Origin of the sequence: Microcoleus sp. CAWBG27, from assembly GCF_020883145.1 — a bacterium.
Taxonomy (GTDB): Bacteria; Cyanobacteriota; Cyanobacteriia; order Cyanobacteriales; family Microcoleaceae; genus Microcoleus.
In genome coordinates, this window is the sequence record NZ_JAHREU010000007.1 from 41,686 (window position 1) to 58,370 (window position 16,685).

General features: G+C 46.7%; 12 protein-coding genes. 7 read left to right on the top strand and 5 right to left on the bottom strand.

Going from position 1 to position 16,685, the window contains the following annotated elements; all coding sequences use genetic code 11:
• Window positions 1-94: 94 nt before the first annotated feature.
• Together QZ938_RS06240 and QZ938_RS06245 are read left to right on the top strand one after the other, a co-directional pair.
• Entirely contained in the window at window positions 95-472 is a 378-nt protein-coding gene (locus QZ938_RS06240; protein ID WP_293342852.1) for a DUF2267 domain-containing protein, read from the top strand.
• Window positions 473-794: 322 nt separating this feature from the next.
• Window positions 795-3,443 carry an EAL domain-containing protein gene (locus QZ938_RS06245; RefSeq protein WP_293349912.1) on the top strand — a complete coding sequence of 883 codons (2,649 nt, stop codon included), beginning with the start codon at window positions 795-797 and terminating at the stop codon, window positions 3,441-3,443.
• A 411-nt stretch (window positions 3,444-3,854) separates the two neighbouring features.
• Here the strand turns inward: QZ938_RS06245 and QZ938_RS06250 are convergent, their stop codons facing one another.
• Both QZ938_RS06250 and QZ938_RS06255 read right to left on the bottom strand, forming a co-directional pair.
• Window positions 3,855-5,507 carry an alpha-amylase family glycosyl hydrolase gene (locus QZ938_RS06250; protein ID WP_293349710.1) on the bottom strand — a complete coding sequence of 551 codons (1,653 nt, stop codon included), beginning with the start codon at window positions 5,505-5,507 and terminating at the stop codon, window positions 3,855-3,857.
• Window positions 5,508-6,026: 519 nt separating this feature from the next.
• A complete protein-coding gene (locus QZ938_RS06255) occupies window positions 6,027-6,749 on the bottom strand; it encodes a response regulator transcription factor (RefSeq protein WP_293149645.1) in 723 nt (240 codons plus the stop codon).
• 392 nt (window positions 6,750-7,141) lie between these two features.
• On the opposite strand from QZ938_RS06255, the gene QZ938_RS06260 reads away from it, so the two are divergent.
• Entirely contained in the window at window positions 7,142-9,022 is a 1,881-nt protein-coding gene (locus QZ938_RS06260) for an ATP-binding protein (protein WP_293349714.1), read from the top strand.
• A gap of 767 nt (window positions 9,023-9,789) precedes the next feature.
• On the opposite strand, the gene QZ938_RS06265 is transcribed toward QZ938_RS06260, so the two are convergent.
• Window positions 9,790-10,317 carry an orange carotenoid protein N-terminal domain-containing protein gene (locus QZ938_RS06265; RefSeq protein ID WP_293349717.1) on the bottom strand — a complete coding sequence of 176 codons (528 nt, stop codon included), beginning with the start codon at window positions 10,315-10,317 and terminating at the stop codon, window positions 9,790-9,792.
• A gap of 322 nt (window positions 10,318-10,639) precedes the next feature.
• Between QZ938_RS06265 and QZ938_RS06270 the strand changes: the two genes are divergently transcribed.
• Window positions 10,640-11,017, top strand: coding sequence for a hypothetical protein (locus QZ938_RS06270; RefSeq protein ID WP_293349720.1), 378 nt, complete (start codon window positions 10,640-10,642; stop codon window positions 11,015-11,017).
• Between the two features lie 288 nt (window positions 11,018-11,305).
• On the opposite strand, the gene QZ938_RS06275 is transcribed toward QZ938_RS06270, so the two are convergent.
• The gene (locus QZ938_RS06275) at window positions 11,306-12,394 is read right to left on the bottom strand and encodes a glycerate kinase (RefSeq protein ID WP_293349723.1); all 1,089 of its coding nucleotides are present in this window, start codon (window positions 12,392-12,394) and stop codon (window positions 11,306-11,308) included.
• A 160-nt stretch (window positions 12,395-12,554) separates the two neighbouring features.
• Window positions 12,555-12,884 (bottom strand): DUF565 domain-containing protein, encoded by a 330-nt coding sequence (locus QZ938_RS06280; RefSeq protein ID WP_293149633.1) that lies wholly within the window; start codon window positions 12,882-12,884, stop codon window positions 12,555-12,557.
• Window positions 12,885-13,284: 400 nt separating this feature from the next.
• Between QZ938_RS06280 and QZ938_RS06285 the strand changes: the two genes are divergently transcribed.
• From QZ938_RS06285 to QZ938_RS06295, 3 genes are all read left to right on the top strand, one after another.
• A complete protein-coding gene (locus QZ938_RS06285; protein WP_293349726.1) occupies window positions 13,285-13,854 on the top strand; it encodes a hypothetical protein in 570 nt (189 codons plus the stop codon).
• A gap of 238 nt (window positions 13,855-14,092) precedes the next feature.
• Window positions 14,093-15,970, top strand: coding sequence for a glycosyltransferase family 39 protein (locus tag QZ938_RS06290; RefSeq protein ID WP_363318792.1), 1,878 nt, complete (start codon window positions 14,093-14,095; stop codon window positions 15,968-15,970).
• Window positions 15,971-16,392: 422 nt separating this feature from the next.
• The gene (locus QZ938_RS06295) at window positions 16,393-16,629 is read left to right on the top strand and encodes a type II toxin-antitoxin system Phd/YefM family antitoxin (RefSeq protein ID WP_293349732.1); all 237 of its coding nucleotides are present in this window, start codon (window positions 16,393-16,395) and stop codon (window positions 16,627-16,629) included.
• Window positions 16,630-16,685 lie beyond the last annotated feature (56 nt).

Here is a 16,685-nt window from a genome sequence, read left to right on the forward strand (position 1 = left end):
TATCATTTTTTACTGACTGTTTACCAGATATTAACCTAGGAGATGTTGATGACAATTGCAATCAGAGACGACTTAACTTACCAGAAAGAATTGGTTGAAAGCCCGCCCGCCCGATTTGATGACAACAGAAGCCAGCGATCGCGTGGAAGCCGAACTGCACAAAGAAGTTTTACCTACGGACGACAAAACCCTCCAAACAGAAATAGCTGACCTCTGGAAAGATACGAATCCGCTGGTACGATTGCTAAGCCGGGTGCGTGAGCCTTTGCGCGGGCCTGCACCTTTGGGCATCGATGCCAATTTGTTTGTACGGAGGGTCGAACTAGAAGGCTCACTTCCTTCGGGAGTAAAATCGGAAACTGCGATCGCGGGTGTATTTTCGGCAACGAAGGATGAGTTGTCCCAGGAGCGAATTCAGGAAATAGCGAGCTTTTTGCCGGAGAGAATTCGGGAAATTTGGGAGTCGGCTTAACGGGATATTTCCCAGTATAAATACTGAGCAACCGGGTTTACTCTTCCAGCATTCTGCACTCTCAGTCAGAAGCTTGTGCGATCGACCCGCTTTCTAGATTGGTTTGATCGTTCGGACTTTAGTCCGCATAAAAGTCTGTTAAGAAACCCGGTTCCTACCGAAAATTTGTGGAAAAACCAGAAATATTCATAAAAACTGGGTTTCTGGCTCTCTGGTTGCGTCAATCCCACAGACTGAGCGAAAGTGTTGTAGTCTATAAAACAGGGCGAGTTAACAAGGTGGCTCGCAAAAATGCTGTCAATTGCCCTGGAGATTAAAAGGGATGGCCCGCAGAAGAGTTAGACAAACGTCAAGAGCGAATTTAAAACAAGAGATTTTACTCAATCGAATTACCAATCGCATCCGCAACTCTTTAGAACTGCAAGAGATTTTGACGACAACGGCGCGAGAAATCCGCAGCTTTTTAGGAAGCGATCGGGTAAAAGTTTATCGCTTTGATGCAGACGGTAGCGGCGAGGTGATTGCCGAGGCCATCAACGGCGAAAATGTGCCATCTCTGCTGGGTTTGCGCTTTCCTGCGGGCGACATTCCGCCTAGTGCGCGCGAAATGTTTGTCAAAGCGCGGCAGCGAGTGATTGTAGATGTGGGATTGCAGCATAAAATAATTAATCGCTTAGATTGTCCCGAAACCGGCCAAACTTTAGCAGTTGAAGATATTCGCTATTGTCCTGTAGACCCCTGTCACGCAGAATATCTGGAGGCTATGGGGGCGCGTTCTTCTCTGACGGTGCCGATCGTACATCAAAATCAACTTTGGGGGCTGCTGGCCTGTCACCACAGTCAACCCAAACGGTTTAGCGATCGAGAATTGAACATAGTACAGTTGCTTGTGGATCAGCTTTCAATTGCGATCGCCCAATCTTTTCTCCTCACTCAAGCCCGACAGCAAGCGCACGACGAAGCCGTTGTCAACCAAATTAGCAGTTTGCTGCACTCTCCTCTGGAACTAAACGAAATTCGGCAAGCAGTTCTCGAACAAACTGTCAAGCATTTGCACGGTTCGGGAGGACGCTTGTACATTGCCGCCGAATTTGGCGATCGGCCGGCTAAACTTTATACCTGCGGCGTGCAGCCTCCAGACACCAATCTCGAACTCACCGAGTTTTGGCAGCAGATCATGGGGTGGGCAAACCAAGACGAGCAACCAAAAACTGCCGACAGTACCAGCCAATTAGGCATTTTTCAAAATCTATATTCCGAGCATTACAGTTCAATTGATACAAATATTTCTAATTTAATCGTCCCGCACTTGTACGCGATTTCCGATATTTCTCAAGAACCTCAAGTCAAATCTTTATCTGCAAATTTTCTCGAAGCTGACATTCGGTCATTTTTGGCAGTACCGCTGCAATACCGCCAACAGTGCATCGGCTGTCTCACCATTTTTCGCGCAGCCGTAGAAACCGAAATTTTGTGGGCTGGCCGTTGCAGTTCCGACGCCCGGAGCGATCGACCCCGACAGTCCTTTGCAGCTTGGAAAGAAATCAAAACCGGCGAAGCTCAAAAATGGAGCAGCGAGGAACAGAAGCTAGCAAAATCATTAGGAACTCACCTGTACATGGCTGCCATGCAGAGGCGCGTCGAGGCAATGATGCGACATCAAGCTTCGCACGACCCATTAACAGGTTTAGCGAATAGATTGCTGTTTAATGAAAGGCTGTCTTTAGCTTTAGCTAACGCTCACCAGAATGCAGAAATGTTGGCGGTGATATTTCTAGATTTAGACAGATTTAAAAATGTTAACGATACTCTCGGCCACCCAGTGGGCGACCAGTTGCTGCAAGGTGTATCTCGGCGTTTGACTAACTGTTTGCGCCTCGGGGATTCGATCGCCCGTTGGGGCGGGGATGAATTTACTTTACTGCTGTACAATATCAACAGCCCAGAGGACGCAACTAAGGTTTGCCAGCGAATAATCCAGAGTTTAAGCACTCCTTTTGATTTTGACGGTCGGGAACTTTATACTAAGGCTAGTTTGGGAATTGCTTTGGCTCCTTATGACGGAGAAGATGCAGAAACCTTACTGAAAAATGCTGATGCTGCGATGTACAAAGCTAAACAGAAAGGTCGGAACAATTATCATTTTTACACGCGGGCGATCGGCAATCAAGTCTCTGAAGAACTTAACTTAGAAAATCAGCTTTACAAAGCTTTGAAACAATCAGAGTTTGTGCTGCACTATCAACCGCAAATAAACTTAAATACTTGCCAAATAGTCGGCATGGAAGCTTTGATTCGCTGGCAGCATCCCGAACGCGGTTTGATTTCTCCCGATCGATTTATTCCCCTAGCTGAGGAAACAGGATTAATCTGCCAAATTGACGAATGGGTGCTGCGGACAGCTTGCTTGCAAAATCGAGAGTGGCAGTTATTGGGATTGCCGCCGGTACGGGTAGCTGTGAATTTATCAGCCCGTCAGTTTCTACAAGCTAACACGGTAGAAACCATTGCTAAAATCTTGTCAGAAACCGAGTTAAATCCCGAGTATTTAGAAATAGAAATTACCGAGACAGTTGCCATGACAGATGTAAATTTTACGGTGTCGGTATTGCAGCAGTTGCAGCAAATGGGCATTCAAATTTCTCTGGACGATTTTGGCACAGGTTATTCTTCGCTGTGGTCTCTGAAAAACTTTCCACTGAATAATTTAAAAATAGATAAATCCTTCGTGGCAGATTTGCTCAACTGCAACAGCGGTGCTACGATTGTGAAAGTGGCGATCGCTCTGGGACAGGGCTTGAATCTACGGGTGATTGCCGAGGGAGTGGAAACAGCAGAACAGTTGGCATTTTTGCAATCGCTTCAATGCGATATGGGTCAGGGTTACTTCTTTAGCAAACCCATACCGGCGGCGGCTGCAACCCAATTGTATCTAGAAAATCAACCGAGTAAAATATGTAGTTTACATTGACAACGAGAAATACTGCTAGGGTGCGTGTAAAAAATAAAATTCCTAGCAAGTAACCCTAAATAAAGGTACGTTGTTGCGCTTGGGCGCTCTTTCATATATATAATAAGAGCGCAGTAACTTTAAATAAAGGTACGTAGTTGCGCTTCAGCGCTCTTGCATATATAGAATAAGAGCGCAGTAACTTTAAATAAAGGTACGTAGTTGCGCTTCAGCGCTCTTTCATATATAGAATAAGAGCGCAGTAAAATTAAATAAAGGTACGTAGTTGCGCTTCAGCGCTCTTGCATATATATAATCAGAGGGCTGAAGCCCAACAACGTACCTAAGCGCTATTGCATATATATAATCAGAGGGCTGAAGCCCAACAACGTACCTAACCGATCGCTCTGAGAGCGGATATGACAAGACAGATTACTGCCAAACAAACACTTTGGCTTCGTATTCCGGCAAGTCAATCGTAATATTGTCATCGCCAGATTCCACATCATAATTGCCCGTCCATTCGTGCCAAGTTCCGTTTGCTGGGAAGTGGGGAACGCTGTAACCCGCTAGATAATTTTCCGACAGATTCGCAACTACTACAACTCTCGAACCTTCATCGTTCCAGCGAGTGTAAGCAAACACTTTCGAGTCGGGGTCTTCGTGGAAAAAGTCGATGTTTTCGGTGTAAAGTGCTTGGTTGTTTTTGCGTAGGTGAATCAAGCCTTTGTAGTATTCCCACAAACCTTTATTCATGTCATTTCCCAGCAGCGTCCAGTCAATTTTTGCTTGCTCGATTGTTTTGGCTTTGTATTCGCCAAATTCTTCGCCCATCCAAATCAGCGGTACGCCAACTGCTGTCATTAACAACACAGAACCCAACTTCGCCCGCTTGAATGCTGGTTCATCCAAAATTCCGCGATCGCCCAATTCTGAGAATACGCGATCGCGATCGTGATTGCTCAAATAATTGACTACATTTGTCGCACCCAAGAAACCTTGGCGCTTGCAGTCGATCGCATCTTTGAGCCGTTCTAAATCAAAGGTATCGCCGCAGATATGTTCGACAATGCAGTGATAGAAACTATCGTGCCAGCAGCCATCCATCGGGCCCTCTAGATTTGTGATGCTGGGAGTTTCGGGAATGTATTCAGCAACGGTGTAAAACGGTTTCGGGCCGGCAGCATTTTTGGCTTCTTGAACTATCCAGTGCATGAAATCGTAGTTGGCAATTTGTCGTGCGGCGTCGAAACGAATGCCGTCGAGATGGTATTCTTGAACCCAATAGCGGACTGTATCGCCAATGAATTTGCGCGCCGGGTAAGTTCCTAAGTTTTCGTCGTAAAATTCGTAGTTGAATTCTGGGCCCCAATTGTTGCCTGGATCGCGGGGGGCGTGGTGGTACCAATAATCGTGATCGATTTGGGTGAGGGGGCTGGATGATTCGGAGTGGTTGTAAATCCCGTCGATGATGACGCGAATCCCGCGCCCGTGACACTCGTCTATCAGGTTTTTGAGTTGTTCGGTGGTGCCGTAGCTGGACTCGGCAGCGAAGAAGTAGCGCGGGTTGTAGCCCCAACTGTAGTCGCCTGGGTATTCTTTGAGGGGCATGAGTTCGATCGCGTTAACGCCGAGTTCGACTAGATAATCGAGTTTTTCGACGACGTGCTCGTACTTGCCGCGGGCGAGGGGATCGGCTTCGCCGCCGGAAAAGTCGGCAACGTGCATTTCGTAAATTACTAATTCTCGATCGGCAGGTAGCGGTTTGTCATCGTGCTGCCACACGTAGGTATCCACGATGCGATCGCCATCTTTGATTCTAACCACGCCGTTTTGAGTGGGATCGTCGATATCAGTCGCGTAGGGATCTACCACATCTACCCACTGATCTGCCTCCAGAAACCAGCTTTTGGACTGCACGCGAAATTTGTATTGATAAACGCCATCCTCCAACTCAACTCGCGTGCGGAAATAACCTTCTTCGTCCTTTGCCATCGGAATTTCTTCCCAATTAGAAAAAGACCCCATCAAGGCAGCTCCTTTGTTGTAGGGAGCAAATAACTGAAATTCAATTGGAGCGCTCATAATGCCTCTTTTTAAGATTTTTCAGTAGCAGTAGATAGTTTTAATCTCGCAAATTGAAGCGAACTCTGGCATCACTCTGCGGATATAATTTCTGTAAGTGCTTAACTATTCCTAAAAGTATGAGTATCTAGCCGAGCCTACGCATTTTATGAAGTGACATCGCGCCATACCGACAGTGCGATTCGGAATTTTATCTAACTTTCTATTTCTCAACCATAAGTATTAGTAAGTTGAGAATTATTTGGCATCTATCTTAAGGTAGATTTACCGATCAAAAGATGATTGTAAATATCTGCACCAGGATAGATGCGGACTTAAATATAGCTTTTAAGACATCAGATTATGCGGCTGGCGATGCTGAGATTGAAGTCTATATCTTCGGCAGTAAAGTGCGCCGAAGAACACCCTAGATAAGCGCCAACAATTAGTCAGCCGGTGCCAAGTACGCATCCTAAAATTAATGCGTAAGGTGCGCCCGCGCACCTTACTTTTAACTTGCTTTTGCCTGCTGGTGAGGCTTTATCCAACCAAGCCCGAACGCAGGGCGAGAACGGCCGCCTGAGTGCGATCGTCAGCGCACAGCTTGTTCAGAATATTGCGGACGTGAGTCTTGACTGTACCGACAGTAATGTACAGCTTTTCGGCGATAGCAGCATTGCTGTAACCCTGCACGATCAGTTCCAAAACTTCTAACTCCCGCTCGGTTAACGGGTAGGTTTCAATGATGTGACTGAACTCGGGTTCGGCAGCCTTAATTGTGACTCTTTTACCCTCAGGCTTGGGTTCTTCCGGAGCAGACTCCTTAGTGCGAGCTTGTTTCAGAACGATGCGAGCTATCGCCGGATCGATCCAAGAGTTACCTTCATGGGTTACTTTTACTACATCCAACAACTGATCGAAGCTGATATCTTTCATGCAGTAAGAGTCAGCTCCGGCGGCAAAAGCTGCCAGAACTTCTTCTTCGTTGTCCTGAAAAGTCAGAATCAAAACTTTGGTATCCGGATCGGAGTCGGCTGCTATCGATTTTTTGAATTTTTGTGTCAGTTCAATGCCGTCAAAATCTGGCAAACCGATGTCTACAATTGCCACATCAGGTTTGGTAGACTGAAGCAGTTTCAATCCGTCTGTAGCGTTAGCTGCATCCCCGACAACTTCGATGGTGTCACGCTGTTGTAAAGCTGTGCGGATGCCGACTCTTGTCAGGTCGTGGTCTTCTATTAAAGCAACGCGAATTTTACTCATCTTTCTTCCAATAGTCCGCTAAACTTTTAAAATATCGTCAAGTGACTCAGCCAAGCTGAGTAAATTTGAGAATGTGTCCTGATTTAGGGTTTGACAGCCCGCACATCTTTTTCCAGGATACTCATGCAGCCGCCAAGATTGCAAGTAAATTTTTAAATTATTTTGCGGCGCGGGGAAAGCGAGATCGGGACAGGTAAGCTCTCAATGTTTAAACATTGTAACTGAATTATCTCATTGTCCGCCCCTTGATAGAGGTAAAGATACCACTACCTGGATAAATTTAAGGTATAAAAACTTTTGATGCACATTGTACGTCAAATCAATAAAGCTAGCAGCACGAGCCTCGATCTGGTGTTATGGCTAAAGTTGAATGCTTATTTATAAAACCAGTTATGACTCACTACCACGGCAACAACTCTTTTCGCTCGGAGTTTTCTGAGGCGGAAATATTACACAAAGTATCTGAAATACCATCCCCCCTACAGCAAGTTTGCGATCGCGAAACTGTGGACGATCGCCTGTGGTCGGCCATTCCTCACATAGTTTGGAAAGCTAATACCGGCGGCTGGACGACTTATTTAGGTCAGCCGTGGGAAGAGTACACGGGAGTACCAGCATCAGCAGCTTTGGGTTTCGGGTATCTGGCGTGCGTCCACCCAGAAGACCGCCCCCGTCTGTTGGCGCGCCACGGGTGGAACCCAACGCCATCGGGCACGGGTGGGGAGCGGCCACCAAGTTACGAAATCAAATTTCGGCTGCGGACGCGAGAGGGGACTTACCGCTGGAACCTGGCTAGAGGATCGCCCGCCAACCCACACAGTCAGGAAGTTATGGAATGGGTGGGAACCTACACAGATATGCACCCGATCGCACAAACTCAAGCCGAACCAGAATCAGAAGTCGAATTTTTGCGCCCGATCGCCCGATCGTCCGCTAACTTAAAAGCAGAAAAATTGCCCGAATACCCAATACTAATGGATGCTGGGGCGAATTTGCAGGCGATCGAGCGGTTTACAAATCTGTTGAGCCAGCGCGCAGGTAACTTGTCGGAATTGTTACAAGCGATCGCGGACGCGACTGTGGAGGCGATCGCCGGAGCTGAATTTTGCCTGGTTGCGCTCCCGGAGTGCGATTCCAGCGGGCTCAAACTCAGCGCTGTCGGGGGTGCGACAAACTTTGAGAAAGGCAAAACCCTGCACGTGCAAGACAAGCTGCTGCTGAGGGCGTTTGCGACGGGAGAGTCTCAACTGTGGCGCTCTGAGTCGTGCCCAGGAGTGGCGGCGGCGGCCTGTGCTGCGGCGATCGAGTCGCGGGAAAGCGGGCGTTTGGGCGTTTTGGCGATCGGTAACGGGAAAGACAGGACGGCTATTGACAGCGGATCTGTGCAACTGCTGGCGGTGATGGGAAGACAAGCTGCGATCGCGATTAACAGCACGCGGGCGATCGAAAAATTAAAAAAGCAGGAACAGCTTTTAGACTTGCAAAACGAGCTGCTAATTCGCCAACAACAAGAACTGGAAAATCAGGGTCGGCGCATTCAACAGCAAAAATTGCAACTGCTAGAAGCAGCAAAGTTAAAATCGCAATTTTTGGCCAGCATGTCCCACGAATTGCTAACTCCCATGAATTCGATTATCGGCTTTTCCCAATTGCTGCTGCGCCAGCACAAACAACTGCTGAGCGCGCAGCAAATAGATATGGTGGGGCGAATTTTAAATAACGGCAAAAACCTGCTAGTCCTGCTGGACGATATCCTCGACCTCTCCAAAATCGAGAGCGGTCGCACCGAATTAGAAATTGAAGAATTTGATTTAGGGCATTTAGTAATGGATGTGGCTCTGGAATTTGGAAATCAAGCCACCGAAAAGAATCTGGCAATGTCCGTCTGCGTGGGCTTGCAGGATCGGTGTATCGTTAATGACAAGTTGCGGCTGCGGCAAGTTTTGGTGAATCTGATTTCCAACGCGGTTAAATTCACTCATCAGGGCTGCATTTGCATTGAGGTAGGGGAATTAGAGGGCGATCGGCTAATTATCACCGTTCGGGATACAGGAATCGGCATTTCTAAAACAGATCTGCCCCACATTTTCGACAAATTCCATCAAGCCGACCAAAGCACAACCCGCCCATATCCAGGCACCGGTTTAGGACTAGCGATTAGTGCCTCGTTAGTCAAGATAATGAACAGCACAATTACGGTCGAAAGTCAACTAAAAAAAGGTTCGAGATTTGCGATCGAAATTCCTCGAACAGTTAACCCCAAAAAGCCATAGCATAAGTCATTAGTTATTGGTTATTGGTTATTGGTTATTGGTTATTGGTTATTGGTTGTTGGTTGTTGGTTATTGGTTATTGGTTATTGGTTATTGGTTGTTGGTTATTGGTTATAGCGGTTCTCACAAAGATTCGCGGACGTTGTTGGGCTTGGGCCCTCTTGGTTTAAGCGGTTATATAAGCTGTCAGTTATACCTCATCTTTTTGAGAAAGGCTATATTAGTCATCAGTCATCAGGAAGAAGGAAGAATAGTTGGCGATCGCACTCCTTCGTCACTTCATATCATATTCCCTCGAACCACCACAATAAAATTGGTTCGTAGTGAGGACTTTAGTCCTCATAAAAATTGAGGACTTTAGTCCTCACTACGAACATCCTAGATAATTAGGTTCTGCATCCAGGAGCAATTTAGGAAGGATTAAAACCGGAGTTTGCTTACAAACCTGCAGACACTTCGGAGGTTTACTCATGCCCGCTAATTATATCGTATCCGCTCGATTAACCACAATCAAATTCGTTCGTAGTGCGGACTTCAGTCCGCAAAAAGCTGCGGACTGAAGTCCGCACTACAAACTGTTTTTGTTATGGTAATCGACCGCAAAAAGCTGCGGACTGAAGTCCGCACTACAAACTGTTTTTGTTATGGTAATCGACCGGACATGGTATGACACCAAATCCGGCTTTAAAGCCTGCTTTATTCTTCAGTCCACAGAATCTAATCTTCCTTTGACTGGATACGCGGTTGCAACCGTCCCGTCTTATTTCCTAAAAACTAGAAGTTTTCCCAACTTGAGCCTGAGTAGCAATTGGTTTAACATCCGTGTAGCCCATATTATTAGCTACATCGCGCAGCACCGAAATTTGCTGTTCAAACTCCAGACCTTCAATTTGATCTAACACGCAATTCACAGCCTCAGTTGCCTCATATCCTTCGGGGATATCGACAATTTTATCCCCCATATCAATAGCCCAAGCATACCAAACCAGCAACTGATTGTTAGCAGTTAAGGCTCCGTAAGCGCGAGAATAAGGCGTGTCGTCACCGTTGACAATACCTCGCATTATATTCAGTTGTTGGTCGTGGGAAAGGTTGTAAAAATCATTTAGCAACATGGGAGCTAACTCTGGTTCCGCAGCAGTGGGAGCGGCTGGTGTAATTGACTCTCCCATTTTTTCATAAATAAAGTAGAGCAGTGCCAGTTTTTCATCTGTACCCAAACCGTTGATTTTATCAACCATGTTTTGAGTATCGTCTGAGAGAGCGTGAGTATTGGTCGCGGCGGGTGAGTTCATACGTAAAATTCCTTAAAAATGCTTCCAGAATATATAAATATCAACATTTGTAGGTACAAGTCACCATCCCCGAGAGGTAATGCGATTTGGGAATTGGGAATTGGGAATTGGCCAAACAGGGAATGACTTATGATGTATGGGTTTGGATCGCTGGCGTAGAGTAGCCTTCTTTTTTTACACAAATAATTTTGAGCCACGACCTTAGCATAAATCATCCTTGAGATAGAAGCGCACGATACATCTGCGGATAGATGAAAAAAACAGGAATTTTAGCGACAATAATTATATTGAATTGTTAAATAGAAGTAACAAGGAGTCGGCTATGTCTGAAGTTAATCCTCAAGTGAATACAGAATTAGATAACACTCAAACATTTGATGCTCAACAGATAACTGAAAGCGTAGAAGCTGGAGAACAAAAGTTGCCTGAGGTTAATGTATCGGCCGACTACGAAGCTTCAAAACAATTCAGCGTTAGCGATATCGATCGCACGAGTGCCGGCGCCGAAGCTGCCGCTGCTGCAACTGCGCCTAAGTTTGAGATTCCAGCCCCTCAAGAAATTCCTATGCCGGCGGATGCACAGGGAAATCCCGATGATTTTCTAGCGATGGCTAAGGAAGTTAACCCCACAGGTGCACCGGGCAATGTTACCGACGATTTGGTGCAAAAGGCGATCGAACTCGGTACTCCCGGCAGTTAATTTAGAATCGAGACTTAAATTTAACCCTCTAAGGTATGTAGTTGCGCTTCAGCGCTCTTTGCTAATATCAGGAAAGAGCGCTGAAGCGCAACTACGTACCTAATTCGTTTAAAATTGGTATTGGTAATGGCTATCAGTCGATCGCACGACAAATCTTCCCGATCGCGCGATCGAGCCTCTAAGGTATGTAGTTGCGCTTCAGCGCTCTTTGCGAATATCAGGAAAGAGCGCTGAAGCGCAACTACGTACCTAATTCGTTTAAAATTGGTATTGCTAATGGTTTAATTATCAGTCGATCGCACGACAAATCTTGCCGATCGCGCGATCGGGCAAAATTTCCACCACCAAATCCACGCCATCGCCCTCCAGCATCGACTGAATGTATAACTCAGGATGCAGCGCTTTCCAGAAATATTCCACAAACCGATTAATTTCCGACTCAGACATTCCCGACTTCCCCGCAGCGATCGTTTCCCGTTCCGCCTGATTGCGCCACACTTGAGAAAGGCGGTAATCTCGGGGATACAAAACCATCAACCGATCTAATCGGTTCCACAGTGGCAAATAGTCGTGCAGCTTCGCATTCATATCGCGCGCAAACTGACAGTCGCCCTCTGTCGAAATCGGAAACGGCGCCGCCGCCAAAAACTCGTTCAATCTGCGATCGGCGACTGGGTTTACACCGACAAACCAACCTTCAAACAGTACAATATCCGCACCGGAAATAAGTTCGGATTGACTGCGATCGCCCGCACCTCCCCAGGCTGATTTTTCAAACCGGGGAATTTCTATTTTTTGACTGTCAAATGCTGCTAATTCGCCCGTGCCAGAAGCGCGCAACTTGTCTAAAACGGAGATTCCCAAGTCAATATCGTGAGTGCCGGGGGGGCCGCGCCAAATCAAACGCGGATCGGCTTGTTGGAGATTTTGGCGATCGGCATAAGTCTTGTAAAGATCGTCTAAAGAAAGGCTGACTGTAGAATGTCCCAATTTTTCGAGTATCAGCCTCAAAACTTGGCATAAAGTAGTTTTTCCCGTTCCTTGGACTCCTAAAATTCCTTGAATTAAAGTTTGGTTTAAACTTTGTTTTTCAGTCGATAATTGTATCGCCAGCGGCAGCCACAGATTCCACAAACTTTCGAGAAAAACACTTGACTTGACGGGGAAAGTATGCAGTCGATCGAGTACAGACAGGAATAAATCGGTTTTGTGGCGGACAACATCGGCTGCGTTGTCAGGAGTAATGTTAAAAGCGCGCGATCGCACACGATCGGCAAGTTCCCAACAGGCGAGGCGATCGAAATCGGGAGCGATCGGGCGATCGCCCGATCGCCAGCGGTGTAAAATTTCAACAGGATTTACAGGCGAGCCAACCATTTTAGATTTTAGGATTGGATGATATTATGTCGAGTCGATTACCATAACAAAAATAGTTTGTAGTGCGGACTTCAGTCCGCAGAGTGAGAGCGGACTTCAGTCCGCACTACAAACGAATTTTACTGCGATTAATCGAGCGGACACCATATGATTTAATAATTTAAGAGCCAAGTTTGAAAGCTTCTACAAATAAATTGTAAGTCACGCCAATTTTTAGAGCATTGAGCATTTCCACCCACAAAGCACCAGCCAGCCGCCGCCTGCTGTAAACCAATCGGTTCGCCAACTCGGTCAACAACACCAACATCCCGGCTACGATAATATCCCAATTAGCGGCTTGTCCGGCGATCGTCGAAAGAGCAGTTCCCAAAAAATTGCCGAACAGCAGGCTAATTACCAGCAGCGAAATCCGCCGCCAAGGATTGCTAGCCCAGCCTGCAAATTGCTCGCCCAGAACATCAATCAATCTGTTAATTCGGGTATTCTGCATAAAAGTTAAAAGTTATGCGGATGAGTCAGTAGATTTTAGATTTTAGATTGAAGAATTTTAGATTTTAGATTTACTGTCGTATTGAATCTGCTGGGAGATTGACCAGGAGTCTCAAGTTTTTGGCTAGATACTCTTGAGTATCGGGGCTTGTAGCTGTTTTTGAGCGGGGTTAAAAAATGCCGATCGCCAACAACCCCAAATCCTTACCGGATCGGTATCCGGCAATGTCAAGTCTCAAATTTAACATCTAAAATGGTATTGAGCGATCGCGAGCTTTATAGCCCGAACCGTCAAGTAATTAAGTGTAGCTGTATCTTGTGGCACAGTAGCCCCGGATTCTACATTCAAGATAGGTAGGACTAATAGCAGGGGTGCAGTCTATCCTTTAAGCATAAAATTTATGAAACTTCAAAATTACCAGATATTAATTGGAATGGCGATCGTCCTAATTACAGGAATGTTTCTCGGACGTTTTGAAATCACCATCTCCAACGGTGCAAATCGATCGAGTGATTTGCCCTCAGCAGCCACCGCACTCCCTCCAACACCTCCGGTTTCGACAGTCGCGACAGGTTCGGCAGACACCGCTAGGGCGCCCAAACCCGACTTACCCCCAGAAGCAGAGGAAGAAACCAATTCCTCAATCCCTGTCAATGGCAAAGCCGCCGGCAGTTTGCGAGTCAGCAACCGCAGCGAACACCCAGTGCGAGTGGCCTTGCTGTCGAAACGGCAAACCGAGAAATCCTACGGAAAACCGGCCCACTGGGATTTTGCACCGGGGGAAGGTGGCGGCAAGGGACTAATGCTATCGCTGCCGGAGGGCAAGTTAAAAGTCAAACAGGGAGACATTCTGGTGGTTTTTGCTCAAGATGGTTCCCGCCGCTACTGGGGGCCCTACGTCGCCGGGGAGACAGCCTCGCCCGCTTGGAATCCCAAAGCTGAAGAATGGCAATTAACTTTGCAGCAGTGAAGTCATCAGTCATTAGTCATTAGTCATCAGTCATTAGTGATGTTTTGCAAGCGTCCCCCCGAATTGTTGAGAACGGTGCAAGATGTGAGTTGAAGGAGTGCGATCGAATTTCCAGTTTCGATCGCGCGAATCTTTCGGTAGACTCTCTATGCGAGTTAAAATTTTCAATCTAAAATCGCAGGAAGTTTCCGTGAAGGAAGTTATTAAAAATTTGTCAGAATATTACAGGCATCGGCCGATGGTACCTTTGTTGCTATCGGTGTTGTGGCTGTGCGCGATCGCCTGGGTAGCTTTCTTGTGGAATCTGGGTAACATCGGCTTAGTTGACGAAACCGAACCGCTGTTTGCTGAAGCCGCCCGTCAAATGACGGTGACAGGAGATTGGATCACTCCTTATTTCAACGGCGAAACCAGGTTTGACAAGCCACCGTTGATTTACTGGCTGATGGCGGTGGCTTACCGCACTCTGGGCGTTAACGAGTGGGCTGTGCGACTTCCGTCGGCTTTGTGCGCGATCGGCCTGACTTGCCTCGGATTCTACACTCTATCGCGATCGAAGGAAGAAGGAAGTTCGGCAACGGATTCTCTAGCGGATGTAACGGATTTAACAGATACAAGGGAGAAGTCTGAGAGAATATTTTCCCCCTCTCCCTCTCTCCCTCTCTCCCCCTCTCGTCATCTCCCGCTGTTTCTTTCTACTCCTTGGATTGGTGCGGCATTAATAGCTTTAAATCCCCAAACTATTGCCTGGGGGCGGACTGGCGTTTCAGATATGCTATTAGTTGCCTGTATGTGTTCGGCACTTTTGGCATTTTTTCTCGGTTACACGCTAGAAGAAAAGAGAGAAAAAGCAGAACTTTCCACCATTTCTGCTGGGCGATTTCCCAATAAATGGTATGTGACTTGTTACGTACTAATTGCCTTAGCAATTCTGGCTAAGGGGCCTGTGGGAATTGTCGTACCAGCGATGATTATTGGTAGCTTCGCGCTGTATTTGGGAAATTTTCGACAACTTTGGCGCGAAATGCGTCCGCTGTCGGGAATCTTGATTATTTTGGCGATCGCCCTACCATGGTACATTCTGGTGATATTAGCCAACGGTGAAACTTATATTGAGAGTTTTTTCGGCTATCACAATTTCCAGCGTTTTACTGGAGTAGTCAACAAGCACTCGGCGCCTTGGTATTTTTACTTTTTTGTAGTGCTGCTTGGTTTTGCGCCTTGGTCAATTTATTTGCCGGTGGCGATCGCGCGTACCCGTTTTTGGCAGCGCAGTTACTGGCGCCGTCAAGCGCGATCGGCACAATTAAGTTTATTTGCCCTATTTTGGTTCGGCTGCATCTTTGGCTTTTTCACGATCGCCGTGACAAAATTGCCGAGTTATGTATTGCCTTTACTGCCAGCGGCGGCGATTTTGGTAACGCTGCTGTGGGACGATATTGTGGCAGGAAAAGCATCAGAAGTCAGGCCCGGGCGATCGACAAACAAACCAAATTCTCTGCCGCGATCGCTGTTAGTTACATTCATTGTTAACGTCGTATTTTTATTGATTCTAGCGGGAGCAACTTTCTACTGCTACCACTGGCTGGGAGACGATCCGGCAATGCCGAATTTTCCCGAAGCAATTCAGCAGTCGGGATTGCTGAATGTGGGCGGTGCGATTTGGATAACTGCGGCGGTGGCGATCGCGCTTTTACTCTGGAAACGTCAACAACGCTGGATTTTGGTAGCTAACTTCATCGGATTAGTTGCATTTATCATCTTTGGTTTGACTCCCGCCTACAATTTGGTCGATCTCAACCGCCAGTTACCTCTGAGAGAGTTAGCGAAGGTTGTTGTCCAACAAAAACTGCCGGGAGAAGAGTTGATGATGATTGGTTTCTGGAAACCGAGTCTAGTTTTTTATACCCAAGATCCGGTGACTTTCTACCGACTTCCCAGGGGCGCAAAAGACTACATCGAGGAATCCAACAACCACACTTCTCCGACGATTCTAGTGCTGGGATATCCACACAAGTTTGTGGAATTCGGATTGCAGCCAAATCAATATCAGTTGTTGGACAGTCGCGGCGCGTACCAACTGGCAAGGGTTCAGAGAAAGGCGTTTTTGAATTAGTGTATTGTACTGCGGTTTTGGCGATCGATCGTCAAACCAGGTATGACGTTGAAATTGCGGTACAATCTACTTAATGTCTAAATGCGAGATGAGGATATGTAAAAAAGCTAACATCTAGCATCAAATGTTACGTTTTCGGTCGTGCGCTAACTGTATGTATGGTCGAGTCTAGAAGTCAAATTTGTAGTGAATGCGCGCAGACTAAGAATTCGGTTGCAGCAAACGGTCGAAAGATATTGGTGTGATGAAAAGGCTCTTTGCATTCGCTCAACCGGAACGTTTTTTAATCTTCAAGTCCTACCCCCAATCAAATACTACTATGGAGATAGCTGTCAGTAAGGGTAAAGATCGCTCATAATTAAGGGAGTGTCTACAGCCACCCAACATCATCGAGAAAAGCGTATTTAGAAAAGTGGAAGATTATGATTCCAATCAAGGAAGCTCAAAAACAGTTGCAGCAGTCGATCGATTCGGTGAGTCAGTCGCACCAACCTATTGTGATTGCAGGACAGACTAGCAATGCAGTGTTATTATCTGAATCTGACTGGGCATCTGTGCAGGAGACACTGTATCTTCTATCAGTACCGGGGATGCGGGAATCGATTCGGGAAGGACTGGCTATGCCGATCGAAGAGTGCGATCGCCAGTTGCAGTGGTGAGTTGGAATCTAGTCTATACCAAGCAGGCACAGAAAGATGCCAAAAAGCTGGCTTCT